Origin of the sequence: Leifsonia stereocauli, assembly GCF_038432415.1 — a bacterium.
Classification (GTDB): Bacteria; Actinomycetota; Actinomycetes; order Actinomycetales; family Microbacteriaceae; genus Orlajensenia; species Orlajensenia stereocauli.
This window is the reverse complement of the sequence record NZ_JBCAUN010000001.1, coordinates 390,568-409,008: the sequence shown is the minus strand read 5'-3', so window position 1 is coordinate 409,008 and position 18,441 is coordinate 390,568. Positions and strand designations below refer to the sequence as shown.

Genomic DNA, 18,441 nt, shown 5'->3' with positions numbered 1-18,441 from the left:
ATTCGGGAGGGGGTTGCGCCCATCCACTCAGCGGCGTTCAGGCCCGATCAGCCGATCGCCGCAGGAGCTCCTTCACCTCGGAGGCGAACGGCTCGACCGGTCCGTCGACCGGGACTGCGGGCGCGACGGTCGTGATGGGCAGCACCGCGACGGCGCTCGGCGCGAGACCCCACTCGGAGCGCCAGCCGCTGATCTGGGTGGCGGATGCCGCATAGACGATGCGGCCGAGCCCCACCCAGGCGTGCGCCGCCGAGCACATCGGGCAGTGCTCGCCCGAGGTGTAGACGATGGCCAGTGCCCGCTCGTCGGGGGCGAGGCTGTTCGCGGCCCATCGGGCGATCTCGAACTCCGGATGCAGGGTCTCATCGCCACCCGAGGTGCGGTTGCGATCCTCGAACAGGGTCGCGCCTGCGGCATCCGTCAGCACCGAGCCGAACGGCTCGTCGCCGGCTTCGAGCGCCTCGCGAGCCAGCTCGACCGCGCGGGCGAGCGCCCGGCGGTCGGCTTCCGTCACCGGCACGACCTGTCAGTCCTCGAGTCTGAAGCCGACCTTGAGGGTGACCTGGAAGTGCGCGACGGCACCGTCGGCGACCTCGCCCCGCGTCGAGACGACCTCGAACCAGTCGATGTTGCGCAGGGTCTGTGCAGCGCGGGCGATGCCGTTGCGGATGGCGGTGTCGGTGCTCTCGGGCGAGGTTCCGACGATCTCGGTGACGCGATAGGTGTGGTTGCTCATGATGCTCCCGTCGGCCCGCGACCGCGGCGGTGCGGGGTGGTTCCGAGGCTACTCCGGCACGGCGGCGTCGTGCCGGAACATGTCACCGTGAGGTCATGGAGCCCGTCAGCCGAGGTCGCGACGGATGCCGAGGGCAGCGTCGACGGCCTCGCTGATGTCGTCGTAGCGGCATCCGCCCGGGCAGTCGTAGTCGACCACGGCGAGACCGGAGTCCCCCATGGTCGGCACGACGGCGACGCCGACGTTCGCCGTCGACGCGCAGCGCGGGCAGGCGAGCGTGAGGCGGCGTTCTGTCATGCCTCAGTGTCGCTCATCACGTCCCGATCGCGCAGCGAAGATCACCAGTTCCTCAGGATGCCCTGAGTGGCAGGATCGCGTCGCCGGTCTGGCAGCTCGGGCAGTACTGCGCCGTCGTGCTGGCGAAGCTGAAGTCGTGAATGGTGCCGCCGCACACAGGGCAGGTCTCCCCTGCGCGACCGTGCACACGCATGGCCGCGACCTTGGTCTCTTTGAGCTTCGCGATCGCCACGCCCCTGCGGTCGGAGATCGCGCCTGTGATGGTCGCGACGGTGGCGTCGAAGAGGCGGTCGAGCGCGTCGGCGTCGAGGCTGGCCGCGTGCACCACCGGCGACACTTTTGCAGCATGCAGGATCTCGTCGGAGTAGGCGTTCCCGATGCCGGCCAGCGACTCCTGTTCCTGAAGCACGGCCTTCACCTGTTTGCGACGACCGACCACGGCACCGTCGAAGTCCTCGCGCGAGAACGCCGGATCGGCTGGATCGGGTCCGAGCTTCGCTACAGCCGGCACCTCGGCCGGGTCGTCGACGACCCAGAGACCGAGCGAGACCCAGTCGCCGGCGTCTGTGAACTCGAGGATCGACGCGTCGTCGAAGGCGAGGGTCACCAGGGCCGGTGGCGGCGCGGGTGCGTCCTTCGCCGCTGGTGCGTCCGCCGGTGCGGGTTCGCCTGCAGGTGCGGGCGATTCGCCCCTGGCGGCGTCCGCCCCACCCCATCGGGCCCAGCCGTGCCTGCCGAGCGACACGACGAGATGCTGCGCTCCGAAGGCCAGATCGAGGAGCTTGCCGTGGCGGGCCACCCCGGTGACGCGTTCACCCATGAGCGACTCCGGCGCACGAGCGCGGGTCTTCGTGGTGCGGAACTCGAGCACGTCGACGCCGGTCAGCGCGTGGCCAGTCAGGCGCACACCGAGTTCTTCGGCGAGCGCCTGCACCTCCGGTGATTCAGGCATGACGCCAGCCTCGCACATGCCGCCGACATGCGGTCAGCGGGATGCCGGTCGGCGTGCGGCAGCCGTCTGCGGATGCCGCACGCCGGCGCCCTACTCCGTCGCGAAGTCGAGCATCTCGTCGGCCACGGCGATGACCGACCAGGTGCCGCCCTCGGCGTCGGTGAGTTCGTAGGCCGGCACGACGACCACACTTCCGTCGGGCTGCCACTGGCTCGCGAGCCCGAGCCTGGCACTCACGATGTCGACCTGGTTCACCGGCCACGCCAGTGCGGCTCCGGACGACGGCATCGCCGGCGGCTCGGTGGGCGGCACCCACTCGACCGGGGCGTCGCCTTCGGCCGAGATGCCGGCATCCGTCGCCCGCATCGCGATCGGGAGGTTCGTCATCTGGGCGCCGAATCGCGGGTCGGAGAGCCGCTCGAACGCCTCCTGCTCACTGACGACCTCGTAGTCGCCCAGGGGAACGATCGTCGCCAGTCCGCCGTAGGAGTTGACGATGCCGGCTGTCGCGAGCTCGAGAGTCCACGGCTGGTCGACGCGCTGGCCGTCCACGACGGGCCAGGCCTGAGCGGTGCGGGTGAGCGAGCCCTCCCACGTCTCGGAGCTGTACTGGAAGGCCTCCGGGTCGCGCCCGGTTGCCGCGATCACGGAGCGCAGGGATTCGATGGCGGCTTCCTCCCCCGGGACGGTGCCGTCGCCCGTGGGTACGCATGCCCCTGTCTCGTCGGTCTCCTTGCAGTTCCAGGGGTTCGCCACCGGATCCGAGTACGAGAACGAGAGGGTGCCGTCGAGGTACACCGAGAGCCCTGGAGCGGTTCCGTCCTGGCTCCCGACATACCAGGCGCCGTCCTTCAGCTCGGGCACGCCCTCGAGTCCGAACGCCGCAGCGAGTGCCGACACGGTCTCGACGTTCGAGGCCGCGCGAGCATCGAACGCATAGCCCGGCGCCGATCCGCCAGCGGTCGACAGGCCCGACGACGTGAAGTCGTTGCGCCCGAATCCCGACGGGTACATCATGTCGGCGGTCGAGCCGGCGGCCATCTTGCGGCTCTCGGGTGCCGCCCCCGCGGCAGGCACATTCGGGGCGACGCCGGAGTCGGCGGCGCCCTCAGCCGCCCCCTGCGGGGCCCCCTGCAGTGAAATGGGCGGCGCCGCACCGTCGGCGAGCGTGGAAGTTCCGCCCGTCGACGCCCCCACGGCGTACCCGGCGGCACCGAAGATCGCGATGGATGCGGCGACGGCCGCGATCGGTATCCACCGCGGGCGCCGACGCACCCGCTCGGTGCCGAGGTCGGTCACGGGCGCCGGCTCCCCCGCCGGATCGTCCGTGGCCGCCTCGGAGTCGGGTACGCCCCCAGTCGCCGCAGCGATGACCTCGTCCACGAATCCAGCGCGAGGTTCGACCTCGGCTGCGGGGTCGGCGGCGCGCAGGCGCGCCTCGGGGTCGAGTCCGTCGTCCCGGTCGAGTCCGTTGTCATCGCTCATGTCGCTTCAGCCTTTCGTGCGTGCGCCTACTGATACCTATGTGCAGAGAGCGCCGAACCTTGCACGAGCGTCTAGAACGACATCCGTTCGCCCCACGCCTCGCGGAGGCGCTTGCGGGCACGGGAGAGAGCGGCATCCGCCCCCGACCGCGAGATGCCGAGAACCGCGGCGAGCTCCTCGCCGTCCAGGCCCTCCCAGGCGTGCAGCAGCAGGATGTGCCGATCGCGCTCCCCCACGGTTGCGAGGGCCCCTCGGAGCTCGGCGTCGAACAGGGCGCTCAGCTCGGGATCCTCGCTGACGCGAACCGTGCCGGCCTCCGGCACCTCGTCGACGGGGAGGTCGATCGTCTTGCGGCGGTGATTGGCGAGGGTGAATCCGGCTGTTCGGTACAGCCACGGCAGAACGGCGTCGGTCGGCACGACGCTGCGGCGACGCCAGGCCGTGGCGAAGACCTCGGCGGCCAGGTCCTCGGCGTCCTGCCGAGGCCCGCGGCGGGCGAAGTAGCGCACGAGGGCGGTGGAGTGCTCTCGAACGACCGCGGTGAACCAGGCGACGTCGTGGCTCGCCGCAGCGCCCTCACGGGGCGGGTCGGCGCTCTCGGGCATCCCCACTCCCTCGGTCACGTCGGCGTCTGCTGCAGTGCTGGCGATCCTCACACCCTGAATGTGTCGGGTCTGCCGCGAGTCTTGCACGGGCGCACGACGAAGTTCGGGAGCTGAGACGCCGGTCGGCGTCGATCGCCGGTCGCTCGTCCTGATCTCCGGATGCCGCAGGCCTGCGCAATACAGGCTCGATCGCGTTCATCAGGGCGTGTCGTGTGCAGACACGCCTGTCGATCGCAATCCAGCCTGAGTTGCGCGGGTCGAGCTCAGTACTCGCCCTTGATCACGAAGAAGGAGCCGCGGATGGTGCCGGCCAGCTTCGACTTCTGGCGAGCGAACTTGAATCGTGCGGCCAACTCTTCAGGGACCTCCATCCCATCGGAGAGCTTGAACCCGACGGCTCGCTTGCCACCCTCGTCGAGGCCGTACATCACGTTGATCGAGAGTCCGGACTCGTAGAAGACGTACGTCATCCGGGTGCCGTCGACTTCGAAGTCGGTGACCTCCAACGGGCGGGAGGCGATCACGATGTCCCGCTCCTCCTTGAGGATGCGGCTCACGCGATCGAGGGCGGCTGGGTCCTCGTCGACGGTACTGACCGTGAAGACGTGGTCGAACTTGTTCTTGAAGTACCGCGCCTCATTGGCACGGAGCCCGGCGAGAGCATCCGTGACCGGCGAGGACTCGAGGCCCTCCGTGGAGACGTTCACGAAGTCGACGGCGTACGGCATGGGTCCTCCCGGTGTGCGAATTGACCCCACCGTACTGCGGCGGTCGGGATGAGGGCTTCTCGGATCCTGCTCGGTGACTCCCGGATGCCACCCCACAGGTGCGCCGGGCAGGACTACCATGCGAGCAGAGCCCATGACCGGGTGCGTCAGCATTCAGGCGCTTCCGTCCGAGAGTGGGAGTGCACCATGACGACGACGAGACCCCTCCGCTGCAGGTTGCGCATGCACAAGTGGGTGCTGCGGCACCAGGAGGAGACGGGTCTGGCGTACCACGAATGCGCTCTCTGCGGTGTGGAACGCAGCGACGACGGTCCTCCGGGAACCTTCGACTTCTCTTGACGCGCCGTCTCGGGCGGCGGCTCGCCCGACTAGACGTTGAAGCGGAACTCCACCACGTCGCCGTCCTGCATGACGTAGTCCTTGCCCTCGATGCGGGCCTTGCCATGCGAGCGGGCCTCGGCGATGGAGCCAGTGGCGACGAGGTCGTCGAAGGAGATGACCTCGGCCTTGATGAAGCCGCGCTCGAAGTCCGTGTGGATGACGCCGGCCGCCTGGGGCGCCTTGGCACCGGTCGGGATCGTCCAGGCGCGGGTCTCCTTCGGACCTGCCGTGAGGTAGGTCTGCAGGCCGAGCGTGGCGAAGCCGATGCGGGCGAGCTGGTCGAGGCCGGACTCGTCCTGGCCGGTCGACGCGAGGAGCTCGGCGGCGTCGGCCGGGTCGAGGTCGATCAGCTCGGACTCGATCTTGGCGTCGAGGAGGACAGCCTGGGCAGGAGCGACGAGGGCCTCGAGCTCGGCGCGCTTGGCGGCATCCGTCAGCACGGCCTCGTCGACGTTGAAGACGTAGATGAAGGGCTTGGCCGTGAGCAGGCCGAGCTCCTTGATGGGCGTGATGTCGACCTTGGAGGCCGAGAGTGGCGTGCCCTTCTGCAGCTCGGCGAGAGCCTCCTGCGCTCCGACGAGAACGTCGGAGCCGATCTTCTTGGTCTTCAGCTCCTTCTCGAACCGCGGGATCGCCTTCTCGAGGGTCTCCATGTCGGCGAGGATGAGCTCGGTGTTGATGGTCTCCATGTCGGACTTGGGGTCGACCTTGCCCTCGACGTGCACGACGTCGTCATCGGTGAAGCCGCGCACGACCTGGGCGATGGCGTCGGCCTCGCGGATGTTCGCGAGGAACTTGTTGCCGAGGCCCTCACCCTCCGACGCGCCGCGCACGATGCCGGCGATGTCGACGAAGGAGACCGGGGCCGGCAGGATGCGCTCGCTGCTGAAGATGCCGGCGAGGGTCTCGAGGCGCGGATCGGGCAGGTTCACGACCCCGACATTCGGCTCGATCGTGGCGAACGGATAGTTCGCCGCGAGCACCTGATTCTTGGTCAGTGCGTTGAAGAGGGTTGACTTGCCGACGTTGGGCAGGCCGACGATGCCGATTGTAAGAGCCACGGGGGTCAATGGTACCGGTCGCGGGTGCGCGCGGGTGCGGGTGCGGGCGGTCGGCGCGCAGCGACTACGCCGTGATGACCATCCGCTCGATGGCGGAGCCGTCGTCGGTGAGGTCGAACGTGAACGTGGACGGTCCGTTGAATCCGTTGCCCCCGACGTCGGCGAGTACGACCACAGTGCGTCCCTCGATGCGGAAGCTCGTGATCTCGAAGGTCTGCTCGACGCCGATGGACTCGCCCTCGGTCCATTGACGAACGCCATCGTGGCCGGTGAAGGTGCGACCCCAGTCGTCGATCACGCCGTCGGCCGCGAAGGCCGCGACGAAGCGATCGACGTCACCGGCGTTGGTCGCCTCGAAGAAGGCGTCGACCGGATCGGGCAACGCGTTCACGAGCGGACCCCGGTGCGGGCCGGCAGCTGCAGGGCGGGCAGCAGTTCGCGCAACGAGGTGATCTCGAGGTCGGGGACTGCATCCGTCGCCGTCGCCGTCTCATCGAGACGGTTGAGCCAGATGCCCCGGATGCCGGCGGCCTGGGCCCCTGCCACGTCTTTGTCGAGCAGGTCGCCCACGTGCCAGGCGGTGGCAGGGTCGGCGTCGAGCTCGGCCAGCGCGTGGTCGAAGATGGCGCGGTCGGGCTTGGCCGCTCCGACCTCACCAGAGACGAAGACGGCGTCGAAGCTGTTCTCGATGCCCAGGGCCTCGAGCTTGGCGCGCTGCGCCCCGGTGGGTCCGTTGGTGACGACGGCCAGCCTGATGCCGGCCGCGCGCGCCTCGGCGAGGGTGTCGACGACGTCGTCGAAGAGGGTGTGCCCGCCGCGCTCGGCCCGGTGATAGGCATCCGCCGTCGCCTGCAGCAGCTCGGCGTCGTGCAGCCCGAACTGCTCGAAGGTGCGGCGCCAGGCCTCGAGTCCGAGCTCGTCGTTGTCAAGATGGCCGCGATACCAGTCGAGCTCGATCTCGGGCCAGTACGTGTCCCAGACGGAGTCGTTGACCTTCTCGATCTCGAGAGGGTCGAGGCCGGGGTGCGCCGCGGAGAGCCCCTCGCAGGTGGACCTGATGGCCTCGCGCAGCCGACTCCAGTCGAGCATCGTTCCGTCGAGGTCGAGGAACAGGGTCTCGATGACGCGATCACCGTGTTCTGGATGCACTGCAGCTCCTGTCTCTCCCCTACTTCCGGCGGGGCCGGGAGACCGGGTGCGCTCACCCTACGGCCGCCCCCTGACATCCGTCTGAACGACGGGTGACGGATGCCGCCGGCCCACCATTCCGCCCACGGCATCCGTCTCCCGCAGGCTGATGCCGACAGGCCGCCGCCGATGCTGGCCGTGTCGGCGGAGCGTGTAACGATGGCAGTGTGCCAGTGAACTTCACCGCGATCGACTTCGAGACTGCCAACGGATCGAACGTCTCGGCGTGCTCCGTCGGCATGACCAAGGTGCGCGACGGCAAGGTCGTCGAACGCGTGGGCTGGTTCATCCGCCCGCCGTTCCCCCACGACGAGTTCAACGAGTGGAACATCCGCATCCACGGCATCCAGCCCGAGCAGTGCGCCGACGCGTTCGAATGGGGCGACCAGCTGCCCGATCTGCTCGCGTTCGCCGAGGGCGACGTGCTCGTGGCGCACAACGCCGGCTTCGACATGGGCGTCATCAAGGCGGCGTCGACGTTCGTCGGATCCGCGGTGCCCGACTTCCGCTACCTCTGCAGCCTGCAGGTGGCGCGCAAGACCTACTCGCTCGACTCGTACCGCCTGCCAGTGGCCGCCATGGCCGCCGGCTTCGAGGGCTTCACGCACCACGACGCCCTGGCCGACGCCGAGGCATGCGCGCACATCATGATCGACGCGGCCGCGCGCCACGGAGTCGGCGACATGGACGCCCTCGCCCAGGTCGTCGGTGTGAGGTTCGGAGCCATCGGCCCGGTCGCCACGGCCGCGAAGGCGGCTACGCACGGCCCGATGGCACTGGCGTAATACCGCTCCTGACTCCGTCGCACGCGACGCGCGCCGGAAAACAGGCCGGACCGCACGAATCGCTCCGGAACAGGCCGGATCGCCCTGTTCTCGCCATTCCGGCCTCTTCTCTCAGGCTTCGAGCCGGCGGATGCCGCGGCTCGCGGGCCGGCGGACGCCGAGTGTCGGCGGGGCAGGCGACACTGGAGCCATGGACATCCTCGGACTGATCATCGGCCTCGTCGTCGGCATCGCGCTCGGCGCCCTCGCGACGGCGTTCCTGCTGCAGCGTCGCGCCGCAGCGGCCCGCGAGGCTGCCGCGCAGTCCGGCGTGATCGTCGAGGACCCCGCCGTCGTCGAGATGCGCCACCAGGCGCAGCTGGCCGAGGTGCGCTCGGCCGAGCTGGCCGTCCAGGCCGAGATCCGTTCCACCGAGCACGCCGTTCAGTCCGAGTTGCGTTCCCAGCTCGCCGCCATGGACGCGACAGTGGCAGGTCTGCGCGAGCAGATCGGCGCCGCGCAGTCGCAGTACCGCGAGGTCGTCGAGCAGCACCGCACCGAGCAGCGGGCCCGTGAAGACCGCGAGAAGGCCGAGAGCAAGGTCCTCCAGGCGCTGGCCCCGGTCAAGCAGACGCTGTCCGAGATGCAGCTGAAGGTCACCGAGCTCGAGACCCAGCGCAGCCTGCAGCACGGCGAGCTGTCGCAGCAGTTGCGTCAGGCGAGCGAGTCCGAGGAGCGCCTCCGTTCGACCGCCGAGACTCTGGCCTCTGCACTGCGGTCGAACAGCACGCGCGGCGTATGGGGCGAGACCCAGCTGCGCAGCGTCGTGGAGGCCGCCGGCCTCATCGAACGCGTCGACTTCGACACCCAGGCGAGCATCTCGACGGATGCCGGTGCCGGCCGCCCCGACATGGTCATCCACCTGCCCGGCGGCAAGAACATCGCCGTCGACGCCAAGGTGCCGTTCAACGCCTACCTCGAGGCCAGCCAGATTCCGGCCACGGCGACCGGCGCCGAGGGAGCGCAGCGCGAGGCCAAGCTCAAAGACCACGTCAAGGCCGTGCGCGACCACATCACGACCCTCGGCAGCAAGACCTACTGGAACGGCCTCGAGTCCTCGCCCGAACTGGTCATCGCGTTCATTCCCAGCGAGTCGCTCGTCTCGAGCGCCCTCGAAGCCGACCCGTCGATCATGGAGTTCGCCTTCAGCAAGCGGGTGGCGCTCGCCTCTCCGGTCACACTCTGGTCCGTACTCAAGACCGTCGCGTTCAGCTGGCAGCAGGACGTGCTGACGAACGAGGCGAAGACCCTCTTCGACCTCAGCCGCGAGCTCTACTCCAGGCTCTCGACCACGGCCACCCAGATCGAGAAGCTGGGTCGCACCATCGAGCGCACGGTCAAGGACTACAACACCTTCGTCGGTTCGCTCGAGAGCCGCGTGCTTCCGACCGCCCGCAAGCTCGGCGCCCTCGACGAGACGAAGGTCTTCGCGCCTCTCACCCCCATCGAGGAGAGCCCCCGCGAACTGACGGCATTCGAACTCGTCGGCGAGCTCGAGGCAGCCCGCGTCACGGAGCAGCTCGCCGAGATCGACGAGGAGATCCGCTCGATCTGATGGGCAGCGCCTGACGCCGGCGTGAGCCGGTCCTGCGTGTGGCTCACCTGTGTGGCTCCGGCGATCAGTGCCCGGCCGCCCAGTCGCGGAAGTCGAACAGCCGCTGCCGATCGACGCCCAGATCGTCGAGCACCGCTCGTGCGGTGCCATCCTCCAACTCCGCAACGGCCACGAGCACATCGGCTGCCTGCAGGCCTCGGGGTCGGTGCATCCGCGACAGCACGCGGGCCCGCTGCAGAACCGAGGTGCCATCCGGGGAAAGCGGCGGGGTTCCCTCGGGCACGCCGTCGGGGTCACCGGCATAAACCACAGTCTGGGCCGCCCCGGTCAGCACGGCTCGATCCAGAACGCGAGCCAACGCTGCACGCACAGCCCGGTCGTCGATCCCGTCGGCGGCGACAGCGGTCCTGGCAGACGGGTCCATCGTGGTGAGGCATCCGATCAGCAGGTGTTCCGCTCCGATGCGAGGGGAGCCCGAGTTGAGCGCGGCGCCCTCGGCTGCGCTGAGGATCTCAGCGACGAGGCGTGCGTCAGCCGCCAGCCCGCCGCTCACGTCCGGCCTCCTCATCGGAGGGCGCGTCGAAGCCGGCCGCAGCACCGGCGCCCGTCACGGCATCATCTCCGCCGTCGGCATCCGGTGGCAGGTCGTCCAACGGATGCGCCAACTCGTCGGGCCCGAGCCGTGCGATGAGCAACGTGGCCAACGCCAGACCCACCGGCACGAGGCCTGCGAACAGGAAGGCCGGGGCGATGCCGATGGTCTCGCCGATGGGCCCGGCGATCGCCATCGAGATGGGCATGAAGGCGAGCGAGACGAAGAAGTCGAGGCTGGAGACGCGGCCGAGCATCGACGGCGGGACGCGCCGTTGCAGCAGGGTGCCCCACACCACGCTGGCACCGGAGAACAGGAAGCCCGTGATGAGCAGGGCGATCACCATGACCCAGAGCTGGCTGGTGTAGCCGATGACGGCGAGTGGGGCGCACCCGACGCCCCACCCGAGGATCATCAGGGTCAGGTAGCGGCGCGGCAGTTTCAGGGAGGCGACAGTGAGCGAGCCGATGGCACCGCCGACACCGAACGCCGCGAGAGCCAGGGCGAATGCACCGGCTCCCCCGCCGGTCTGGTCTTTCACGGCGAACGGCAGCAGCACCTCGATCGGTCCCATGATCACCAGGATCAGCAGGATGGAGAACATGAGAGTGGCGAACAGCCAGCGCGTCTTCACCATGTAGCGGAAACCCGACCGCAGGTCGAGGAAGGTCTCGACGACGAGGTGCCTGCGTTCGCCGTCTCCTTCACCGTCGAGGTCGCGACGTACGGGAGTCGTGCGCATGAGGTACAGCGAGATGGCCGCGCCGACCTGCAGCACGGCGATCACGAGGAAGGCCAGACCGGGGGCGACGAGGGCGATGAGCGCGCTGGCCACGGCGGGGCCGGCTGCGTTCATGACGGCCGGCCGCAGAACGCCTTCGATGCCATTGGCAGCGAGCAGCTCGTCAGCGGGGATGATCGCCGGCAGCCAGGCGGAGTAGGCCGGGTAGAAGAACCCGTCGGCCACTCCCAGCACGAAGGCGATGACGGCGAGATGCCAGACCTCGATGGTGCCAGTGAGAGCAAGGACAGCGGCTGCAGCGAAGGCCAGTCCTCGCAGGCTCTCGCAGGCGAGCAGGATGCGGCGCTGCGGGATGCGGTCGGCTGCAACGCCGCCGAACAAGACGGCGAGCACCAGGCCGAAGCTCGCGCCGACGGCGACGAGCGACAGGTCGACCGGGCTGCCCCCGAGCTGCACGACCTGCCAGACCGACGCCACGAGCCAGCAGCCGCCGCTGAACAACGAGAAGGTGAGCGCGACGACGAGCAGTCTGTACTGGCCGTCGGCGAACGGCTTCAACGCACGCGGAAGGCGCGTCGCGGCATCCGTCGTCGCCATGTCGGTTCCCCCGTCGAGCGTTGTACGCGCTGCGGTCGAGCGCTACGGTCCCACGCTACACAGAGCCACCGACCAGCGGCAGTGACGAACAGCCATCGATGAGCGCTCTAGTGCCACTTCGAGGCGAGGTGGTCGGCCACGATGCGCCGGATCGTTCCCGAGTGCGAGCGCAGCACGATGGACTCCGTGCGCAGGGTCGGTCCGCGTCGGCTGACTCCTGCCACGAGTCCGCCGTCGGTCACGCCGGTGGCCACGAAGATGGTGTTGTTGCCGGCGACCAGGTCGTCGGCCTCGTAGGTGCGGTCCATGTCGAGACCGGCCGCGATGCCCTTCTCGCGCTCCTCGTCGTTGCGCGGGGCGAGCCTCGTCTGCATGAATCCGCCGAGCGCCTTGATGGCCGCGGCAGTCGTGATGCCCTCCGGGCTGCCGCCGATTCCCACGCACATGTCGATGCGCGACTCGTAGCGGGCGGCGTTGATGCCGCCGGCCACGTCGCCGTCGAGCATGAGGCGGGTGCCGGCTCCAGCGGCGCGGATGTCGGCGATGAGCCCCTCGTGGCGCGGGCGGTCGAGCACCGCGACGCGCAGTTCGCCGACGTCCTTGCCGATCGCCTTCGCGAACGCGCGGATGTTGTCGCCGATGGGCCGCTCGATGTCGATGACTCCGGCGCCGGCAGCATTCGTGACGATCTTGTCCATGTAGAAGACGGATGACGCGTCGAGCATGGTCCCCCGGTCCGAGACCGCGATGACCGAGAGGGCGTTCTGCCGACCCGCGGCGGTGAGGCTGGTGCCGTCGATCGGGTCGACGGCGATGTCGCAGGCCGGGCCGCGGCCGTTGCCGACGTGCTCGCCGTTGAAGAGCATGGGCGCCTCGTCCTTCTCGCCCTCGCCGATCACGATGAGGCCGTCGAAGTTGACGGTGGCGAGGAAGGCGCGCATGGCGTCGACGGCAGCCTTGTCGGCGCTGTTCTTCTCACCGCGGCCGATCCACGGCACGGCACGGATCGATGCGGCCTCCGTGGCCCGAACGAGTTCGAGGGCGAGGTTGCGATCGGGATGCTGATCGAGGCTGGCGGTTTCCGTGGTGCTCATGGGTCCTCCCGGACGCATCGAAGCTGAAGGCCCGTCATCGGACCGCGGTCGACCGGCAGGTCACCGCCCCTTCGAGCCTAGCCACCGGCCCCAGCGGGCATCGCGCCAAAACTCGAGCCGTCGCCGAAAGATCGCCCGATGTTAACGTTTGATCCGAATCTGAGCTCGCGAGCCGCGCATTTCCGCAGGAATATCGACGCGTCGACGGATGCCGTCAGCCCAGCGACACCGTCGTCCCGCCGGAACCGAGCGTCCAGGAGTGCACGGCGCCCGCAGCCGAGACCGGCACGAGTCGGGCGCCATCCCCCAAGTCGATGCCGGTGACCGAGCTCACGACCACGAGGGCGTCGGCGGAGCACAGCTCGTCGCGGCCATAGGTGCGTTCGGGGTCCAGACCGGCCGCAGCCAGACGCTCCGCCTCCGTCGCGCCCTGCGGGGCGAAGCGGGCCAGCATGGTGCCGCCGAGCATGCGGGCGGCCGCGGCGGTGATGACGCCCTCGGGGGCGCCGCCGATGCCGAGCAGCAGGTCGATGTCACCGCCGGGCAGCAGTGCCCGGAACGCACGCTCGACGTCGCCGTCGGCGAACAGCTCCACGCGGGCGCCGGCGGCCGCGGCTTCCGCCGCGAACCCGGCGTTCCGCGGTCGTTCCTGCACGGCCACCGTCAGGCCGGAGATCGGGCGGCCCGTGCGGGCCGAGAGGCGTTCGAGGGTGATGGCGACCGGCTCGTCGAGCGTGCGAGCGGCATCCGGAATCCACGACACCAGCTTCTGCAGGTAGTAGGCGGGGCCGAGGTCGAGCAGTGCTCCGCGCGGGGCGACGGCGAGCACGACGATCGCTCCGGACACACCTGCCGCCGCCGAGCGGGTTCCGTCGACGGGATCGACCGCGATGTCGACGGCGGGAACGGATGCCGCAGGCCCGTCCGCCGCAGACGCCGCGCCGAACAGCTCGCCCACGAACAGCATCGGAGCCGCATCCTTCTCGCCCTCGCCCACCACGACGCGACCCTCGACGTCGATGCCGTCGAGTGCGCCGCGCAGTGCGACGACAGCGGCGGAGTCGACGGCGTCCTTGTCGCCGGATCCGACCAGCGGATGCACGGCACGCGCCGCCATCCGGGTCGCATCGACGAAGGCCTGCTCGAGTGCCGGGGTGATGACGGTCATGGGTCCATCCTCTCGGACTCCGGCCGGGAAGCCGGCCGGGTCTCGGAGCGCTTGCGGGCGGCATCCGCTAGTCCACCAACCCCCGGCATCCGCTCGCCCACAACCCCCGGCATCCGCCCTCCCGGCGACTGGATAGACTTCGAGGACACCCCGCAGACATTCCCGAAGGAGTCGCCATGCCCGTCGCAACACCCGAGCAGTACGCCGAGATGCTGAACAAGGCCAAGGCCGGCGGATTCGCCTACCCCGCCTTCAACGTCTCCTCGTCGCAGACCATCCATGCCGTGCTCCAGGGCCTCACCGAGGCTGGATCCGATGGAATCATCCAGGTCACCACGGGTGGGGCGGACTACTTCGCGGGCCACACCGTCAAGAATCGAGCTGCCGGTGCTCTCGCCTTCGCGAAGTTCGCAACCGAAGTCGCCAAGAACTACCCGATCACCGTCGCGCTGCACACGGACCACTGCCCCAAGAACGCTCTCGACGACTTCGTGCTGCCGCTCATCGCCGCTTCCGAGGAAGAGGTGAAGGCCGGCCGCAACCCCATCTTCCAGTCGCACATGTGGGACGGCTCGGCCGTTCCCCTCGACGAGAACATCGAGATCGCGCAGGACATGCTCAAGCGCACCCAGGCCATCAACGCCATCCTCGAGGTCGAGATCGGCGTCGTCGGCGGCGAAGAGGACGGCGTGGAGCACGAGGGCAGCAACGAGGCTCTCTACACGACGGTCGGCGATGTCACGAAGGCCGTCGAGGCCCTCGGTCTGGGTGAGAACGGCCGCTACATCGCCGCCCTCACCTTCGGAAACGTCCATGGCGTCTACAAGCCCGGAGGAGTGAAGCTCCGCCCCGAACTGCTCGGCGAGATCCAGGCAGGCATCGCCGAGAAGTTCGGCACCGGACCCAAGCCGCTCGACCTCGTCTTCCACGGCGGATCAGGTTCGACGGATGCCGAGATCGCCGCGGCCGTCGCCAACGGCGTCGTGAAGATGAACATCGACACCGACACCCAGTACGCATTCACCCGCTCCATCGCCGACTACATGCTGAAGAACTACGACGGCGTGCTCAAGGTCGACGGCGAGGTCGGGAACAAGAAGCTCTACGACCCCCGCGCCTGGGGCAAGGTCGCCGAGTCGGCCATGGCCGCTCGCGTCGTGGAGTCCACCAAGCAGCTCGGCTCCGCCGGGCACTCGGCGTAGGTCGCTGATGGCTGAGAACCCGACTCCGGACCCTGTGGAAGGGTCGGGTTCCCAGCCCGCCGCCGCGCCCGAGAGCGCGGCATCCGCACCCCAGAACTCCCCCGCCCAGCCCGTCGACCCGCGACCGAAGCCGCAGTTCGGCGAGCTCGCCCCTCCTGGCTGGGTGTGGACTCCTCCTGCAGACTCGAAGACCGGGCACCAGCAGGAGCCGATGGTGGTTCACAAGCCCGCGCACGGGCAGAACGCCCCGCAGACGCCGCCGAAGGATGCCAAGCCGCCGAAGACGGCCAGGCCCTCCAGGCGCAAGACTCCCTCCGGCACCCTGTTCGGTGGCGAGCCGACGCCCGCTGCCGGAGCGGCATCCGCTCTGCCGAACGATGCCCAGGCCGCACCCGCGTGGGACCGCCCGGTGACGCTCGCCCTTCTCGTTCTCGGGATCTTCGGCGTCATCCTCTCGATCCAGCTGCAGTCGGGCATCACGCAGTCGATCGCGATCATCCACGAGCAGGAGGGCATCGGCGACTACACGCCGGTCTCCGCCGTGTCGACGATCGTGTTGATCGGCGGCATCGTGCAGATAGTCCTCTGGCTGCTCGCCGCCGGGCTCTCGCTGCTGCAGATCCGCCGCAGGCGCCGGGCCTTCTGGATCCCGATCGTGGTCGGCGTTCTCTCGGCGCTCGCCGTCATCTTCGTGATGACGACGGTGCTGTTGACGGATGCCACCCTGCTCAACCACTTCGCCGAGCTGTCGAACACCCAGTAGTCGGCACCGGCGGGGCGCGCCGGGGCGTCCTCTCGACGAGAGGCCACGCTCTCCTCGACTAGGAGGAGACGCGACCGCCGAGCGCCCGCTCGTCCTGCTTGCCCTGGAGATCCTTGCGGAGCTCCTTGGGCAGCGAGAACATGAGGTCCTCCTCGGCCGTCTTCACGACCTCGATGTCCCCGTAGCCGGCGTCGGCGAGATCGCGCAGCACCTCTTCGACGAGTTCCTCGGGAACTGATGCACCACTGGTGACACCGACTGTCGCCACGCCATCGAGCCACTCCTGCTTGATCTCGCTGGAGTAGTCGACGCGGTAGGCGGCGCTGGCACCGTACTCGAGGGCGACCTCGACGAGACGCACGCTGTTGGAGCTGTTCGCCGAGCCGACGACGATGACGAGTTCGGCATCCGCAGCGACCTTCTTGATGGCCACCTGGCGGTTCTGGGTCGCGTAGCAGATGTCGTCCGAAGGCGGATCCTGCAGGTTCGGGAACTTCTCCCGCAGCCGGCGCACAGTCTCCATCGTCTCGTCGACCGAGAGCGTGGTCTGAGACAGCCACACCACCTTGTCGGGGTCCTGCACGACGAGGTCGTCGACGTCGGCCGGGCTGTTGACGATGGTGACGTGGTCTGGTGCCTCGCCGGCAGTGCCCTCGACCTCTTCATGCCCTTCGTGGCCGATCAGCAGGATCTCGAAGTCGTCGCGAGCGAAGCGCACAGCCTCACGGTGCACCTTGGTGACGAGCGGGCAGGTGGCGTCGATCGCCAGGAGCCCGCGATCGGCTGCCGCGTTGACGACGGCCGGAGAGACGCCGTGGGCACTGAAGACGACGTGGGCGCCCGATGGCACCTCGTCGACCTCCTCCACGAAGATCGCACCCTTCTTCTCGAGTTCGGTCACCACGTGGATGTTGTGAACGATCTGCTTGCGCACGTACACGGGGGCGCCGTAATGCTCGAGGGCCTTCTCCACAGCAATGACGGCGCGGTCGACTCCTGCGCAGTAACCCCGGGGCGCTGCAAGCAGCACCTTCTTCTGTCCGAGCACCGGGGTATTCTTGAGCCGCCCCCGCACGCCGGGAATTCGCGGCATTCCGAGGCCGATGGGCGGGGCTTCCGTACTGCTGGTCACGCTTCCGATTCTACCGGGGTGTTCCGGCGCGACTTGATGAGGGGCTTTCATGACGGATGCGAAGACGGATGCGACCGCTGCTCCGCCCGCTTCCACCGGTCCCAGCATGGAGACTCCCTGGTCCGTCTCGGTGCTCAGCACCAAGATCAGGGACTACATCGACCGCCTCGGCACCGTCTGGGTCGAGGGTGAGCTGACCCAGTGGAGCGTCTCGGGCGGCAACGTCTACGGCAAGCTCAAAGACCTGCACAACGACGTCACCGTGAGCATCCAGCTCTGGTCGTCGGTGCGCGCCCGTCTCAGCGAGGACTTCACGCAGGGCGACAGGGTGGTCGCGCTCGTGAAGCCCAACTGGTGGACCAAGGGCGGCAGCCTCACCATGACGGTCGTGCAGCTCAAGCACGTCGGTCTCGGCGACCTCCTCGAGCGTCTCGAGCGGCTGCGCAAGCAGCTGGCCGGCGAGGGCCTCTTCGACGCGTCCCGCAAGAAGCCGTTGCCCTTCCTCCCCCACTGCATCGGACTCATCACGGGCAAGGACTCCGACGCGGAGAAGGACGTGCTGCGCAACGCCCAGCTGCGGTGGCCGGCCGTCGACTTCCGCGTCGTGCACGCCGCGGTGCAGGGTGATCGCTGCGCCCCCGAGGTGACGGCGGCCATCGCGAGGCTCGATGCCGATCCGAAGGTCGACGTCATCATCGTGGCCCGTGGCGGCGGCGACTTCCAGAACCTGCTCGGCTTCAGCGACGAGCGCGTGCTCCGGGCTGCCGCATCCGCCCGCACCCCCATCGTCAGCGCGATCGGGCACGAGGCCGACCGCCCCCTGCTCGACGAGGTCGCCGACCTGCGCGCCTCGACGCCCACGGATGCCGCCAAGCGCGTCGTGCCCGACGTCGCCGACGAGCTCGCCAGGGTGCAGCAGGCACGCGCCCGTCTGGGCACCCGCCTCACCCACCTGCTCTCGCACGAGGCCGACCGCATCGGCCAGCTGCGCAGCCGCCCGGTGCTGGCGAGCACGAGCTGGATCGTCGACCAGCGCGCTCAGGACCTCACCTACTACCTCGCCCGCGGCTCCGACCTGCTCGAACGCACCATCGAACGGGCGCAGGCCTCGACCACCGAGCTGGCCACCCGCCTGCGCGCCCTGTCGCCCCAGGCCACGCTCGACCGCGGCTACGCCATCGCCCAGCTGCCCGACGGCCACGTGCTCCGACGGGCCGACCAGGCTCCTGCCGGCATTCCGCTCGTGCTCACCCTCGCCGAGGGTGTGATCGGCGCCGAGTCCACCGGGCCCGCGACGAGAGCGTCCACGACGGCGAGTGAGCCGTCGGCGACGAAATAG

20 protein-coding genes are annotated in these 18,441 nt (G+C 69.1%); 5 read left to right on the top strand and 15 right to left on the bottom strand.

The window, feature by feature from the left end:
- Positions 1-37 precede the first annotated feature (37 nt).
- The 10 genes from AADV74_RS02105 to AADV74_RS02060 form a co-directional block, all read right to left on the bottom strand.
- The gene (locus tag AADV74_RS02105) at positions 38-520 is read right to left on the bottom strand and encodes a nucleoside deaminase (protein WP_342111349.1); all 483 of its coding nucleotides are present in this window, start codon (positions 518-520) and stop codon (positions 38-40) included.
- Between the two features lie 6 nt (positions 521-526).
- Entirely contained in the window at positions 527-736 is a 210-nt protein-coding gene (locus tag AADV74_RS02100; protein ID WP_056167001.1) for a dodecin, read from the bottom strand.
- Between the two features lie 105 nt (positions 737-841).
- Positions 842-1,033 (bottom strand): hypothetical protein, encoded by a 192-nt coding sequence (locus tag AADV74_RS02095; protein ID WP_342111344.1) that lies wholly within the window; start codon positions 1,031-1,033, stop codon positions 842-844.
- Positions 1,034-1,085: 52 nt separating this feature from the next.
- Positions 1,086-1,985, bottom strand: coding sequence for a DNA-formamidopyrimidine glycosylase family protein (locus tag AADV74_RS02090; protein ID WP_342111342.1), 900 nt, complete (start codon positions 1,983-1,985; stop codon positions 1,086-1,088).
- Between the two features lie 90 nt (positions 1,986-2,075).
- Positions 2,076-3,470: a hypothetical protein gene (locus AADV74_RS02085; protein ID WP_342111340.1), complete on the bottom strand. Its 1,395-nt coding sequence runs from the start codon at positions 3,468-3,470 to the stop codon at positions 2,076-2,078.
- A 71-nt stretch (positions 3,471-3,541) separates the two neighbouring features.
- Positions 3,542-4,126, bottom strand: coding sequence for an RNA polymerase sigma factor (locus AADV74_RS02080; RefSeq protein ID WP_342111338.1), 585 nt, complete (start codon positions 4,124-4,126; stop codon positions 3,542-3,544).
- A 212-nt stretch (positions 4,127-4,338) separates the two neighbouring features.
- Positions 4,339-4,803: a phage tail protein gene (locus tag AADV74_RS02075; RefSeq protein ID WP_342111336.1), complete on the bottom strand. Its 465-nt coding sequence runs from the start codon at positions 4,801-4,803 to the stop codon at positions 4,339-4,341.
- 368 nt (positions 4,804-5,171) lie between these two features.
- A complete protein-coding gene (gene ychF, locus AADV74_RS02070) occupies positions 5,172-6,245 on the bottom strand; it encodes a redox-regulated ATPase YchF (RefSeq protein ID WP_342111334.1) in 1,074 nt (357 codons plus the stop codon).
- A 64-nt stretch (positions 6,246-6,309) separates the two neighbouring features.
- Positions 6,310-6,636: a nuclear transport factor 2 family protein gene (locus AADV74_RS02065; RefSeq protein WP_342111332.1), complete on the bottom strand. Its 327-nt coding sequence runs from the start codon at positions 6,634-6,636 to the stop codon at positions 6,310-6,312.
- A complete protein-coding gene (locus AADV74_RS02060) occupies positions 6,633-7,394 on the bottom strand; it encodes an HAD family hydrolase (RefSeq protein ID WP_342111330.1) in 762 nt (253 codons plus the stop codon). Before AADV74_RS02060 ends, AADV74_RS02065 begins: the two co-directional genes overlap by 4 nt.
- A gap of 206 nt (positions 7,395-7,600) precedes the next feature.
- On the opposite strand from AADV74_RS02060, the gene AADV74_RS02055 reads away from it, so the two are divergent.
- Both AADV74_RS02055 and AADV74_RS02050 read left to right on the top strand, forming a co-directional pair.
- Complete coding sequence (locus AADV74_RS02055) at positions 7,601-8,218, top strand: 3'-5' exonuclease (RefSeq protein ID WP_342111328.1); 618 nt, start codon at positions 7,601-7,603, stop codon at positions 8,216-8,218.
- 190 nt (positions 8,219-8,408) lie between these two features.
- Positions 8,409-9,812, top strand: coding sequence for a DNA recombination protein RmuC (locus tag AADV74_RS02050; RefSeq protein ID WP_342111326.1), 1,404 nt, complete (start codon positions 8,409-8,411; stop codon positions 9,810-9,812).
- 64 nt (positions 9,813-9,876) lie between these two features.
- Here the strand turns inward: AADV74_RS02050 and AADV74_RS02045 are convergent, their stop codons facing one another.
- The 4 genes from AADV74_RS02045 to AADV74_RS02030 all read right to left on the bottom strand — a co-directional run bounded on the left by AADV74_RS02045 (position 9,877) and on the right by AADV74_RS02030 (position 14,005).
- Positions 9,877-10,365: a Clp protease N-terminal domain-containing protein gene (locus AADV74_RS02045; RefSeq protein WP_342111324.1), complete on the bottom strand. Its 489-nt coding sequence runs from the start codon at positions 10,363-10,365 to the stop codon at positions 9,877-9,879.
- Positions 10,343-11,743: an MFS transporter gene (locus tag AADV74_RS02040; RefSeq protein WP_342111321.1), complete on the bottom strand. Its 1,401-nt coding sequence runs from the start codon at positions 11,741-11,743 to the stop codon at positions 10,343-10,345. Before AADV74_RS02040 ends, AADV74_RS02045 begins: the two co-directional genes overlap by 23 nt.
- A gap of 107 nt (positions 11,744-11,850) precedes the next feature.
- On the bottom strand, positions 11,851-12,837 hold the full coding sequence (gene glpX, locus AADV74_RS02035; protein ID WP_055901320.1) for a class II fructose-bisphosphatase: 987 nt from the start codon (positions 12,835-12,837) through the stop codon (positions 11,851-11,853).
- Positions 12,838-13,051: 214 nt separating this feature from the next.
- On the bottom strand, positions 13,052-14,005 hold the full coding sequence (locus tag AADV74_RS02030) for a fructose-bisphosphatase class II (protein ID WP_342111317.1): 954 nt from the start codon (positions 14,003-14,005) through the stop codon (positions 13,052-13,054).
- A gap of 176 nt (positions 14,006-14,181) precedes the next feature.
- Between AADV74_RS02030 and fbaA the strand changes: the two genes are divergently transcribed.
- Both fbaA and AADV74_RS02020 read left to right on the top strand, forming a co-directional pair.
- Positions 14,182-15,207, top strand: a complete 1,026-nt coding sequence (fbaA, locus tag AADV74_RS02025; RefSeq protein ID WP_342111315.1) for a class II fructose-bisphosphate aldolase — start codon at positions 14,182-14,184, stop codon at positions 15,205-15,207.
- Positions 15,208-15,214: 7 nt separating this feature from the next.
- The gene (locus AADV74_RS02020) at positions 15,215-15,970 is read left to right on the top strand and encodes a DUF6264 family protein (protein ID WP_342111313.1); all 756 of its coding nucleotides are present in this window, start codon (positions 15,215-15,217) and stop codon (positions 15,968-15,970) included.
- 58 nt (positions 15,971-16,028) lie between these two features.
- Here the strand turns inward: AADV74_RS02020 and AADV74_RS02015 are convergent, their stop codons facing one another.
- On the bottom strand, positions 16,029-17,063 hold the full coding sequence (locus tag AADV74_RS02015) for a 4-hydroxy-3-methylbut-2-enyl diphosphate reductase (protein ID WP_135121784.1): 1,035 nt from the start codon (positions 17,061-17,063) through the stop codon (positions 16,029-16,031).
- Positions 17,064-17,151: 88 nt separating this feature from the next.
- On the opposite strand from AADV74_RS02015, the gene xseA reads away from it, so the two are divergent.
- A complete protein-coding gene (xseA, locus tag AADV74_RS02010) occupies positions 17,152-18,441 on the top strand; it encodes an exodeoxyribonuclease VII large subunit (RefSeq protein WP_342111311.1) in 1,290 nt (429 codons plus the stop codon).

Coding starts and splice junctions, on each gene's coding strand:
- AADV74_RS02100 (WP_056167001.1), bottom strand. CDS start 736: ATGAGCAACCACACCTATCGCGTCACCGAGATCGTCGGAACCTCGCCC.
- AADV74_RS02095 (WP_342111344.1), bottom strand. CDS start 1,033: ATGACAGAACGCCGCCTCACGCTCGCCTGCCCGCGCTGCGCGTCGACG.
- AADV74_RS02090 (WP_342111342.1), bottom strand. CDS start 1,985: ATGCCTGAATCACCGGAGGTGCAGGCGCTCGCCGAAGAACTCGGTGTG.
- AADV74_RS02085 (WP_342111340.1), bottom strand. CDS start 3,470: ATGAGCGATGACAACGGACTCGACCGGGACGACGGACTCGACCCCGAG.
- AADV74_RS02075 (WP_342111336.1), bottom strand. CDS start 4,803: ATGCCGTACGCCGTCGACTTCGTGAACGTCTCCACGGAGGGCCTCGAG.
- AADV74_RS02050 (WP_342111326.1), top strand. CDS start 8,409: ATGGACATCCTCGGACTGATCATCGGCCTCGTCGTCGGCATCGCGCTC.
- AADV74_RS02040 (WP_342111321.1), bottom strand. CDS start 11,743: ATGGCGACGACGGATGCCGCGACGCGCCTTCCGCGTGCGTTGAAGCCG.
- glpX (WP_055901320.1), bottom strand. CDS start 12,837: ATGAGCACCACGGAAACCGCCAGCCTCGATCAGCATCCCGATCGCAAC.
- AADV74_RS02030 (WP_342111317.1), bottom strand. CDS start 14,005: ATGACCGTCATCACCCCGGCACTCGAGCAGGCCTTCGTCGATGCGACC.
- fbaA (WP_342111315.1), top strand. CDS start 14,182: ATGCCCGTCGCAACACCCGAGCAGTACGCCGAGATGCTGAACAAGGCC.
- AADV74_RS02020 (WP_342111313.1), top strand. CDS start 15,215: ATGGCTGAGAACCCGACTCCGGACCCTGTGGAAGGGTCGGGTTCCCAG.
- AADV74_RS02015 (WP_135121784.1), bottom strand. CDS start 17,063: ATGCCGCGAATTCCCGGCGTGCGGGGGCGGCTCAAGAATACCCCGGTG.
- xseA (WP_342111311.1), top strand. CDS start 17,152: ATGACGGATGCGAAGACGGATGCGACCGCTGCTCCGCCCGCTTCCACC.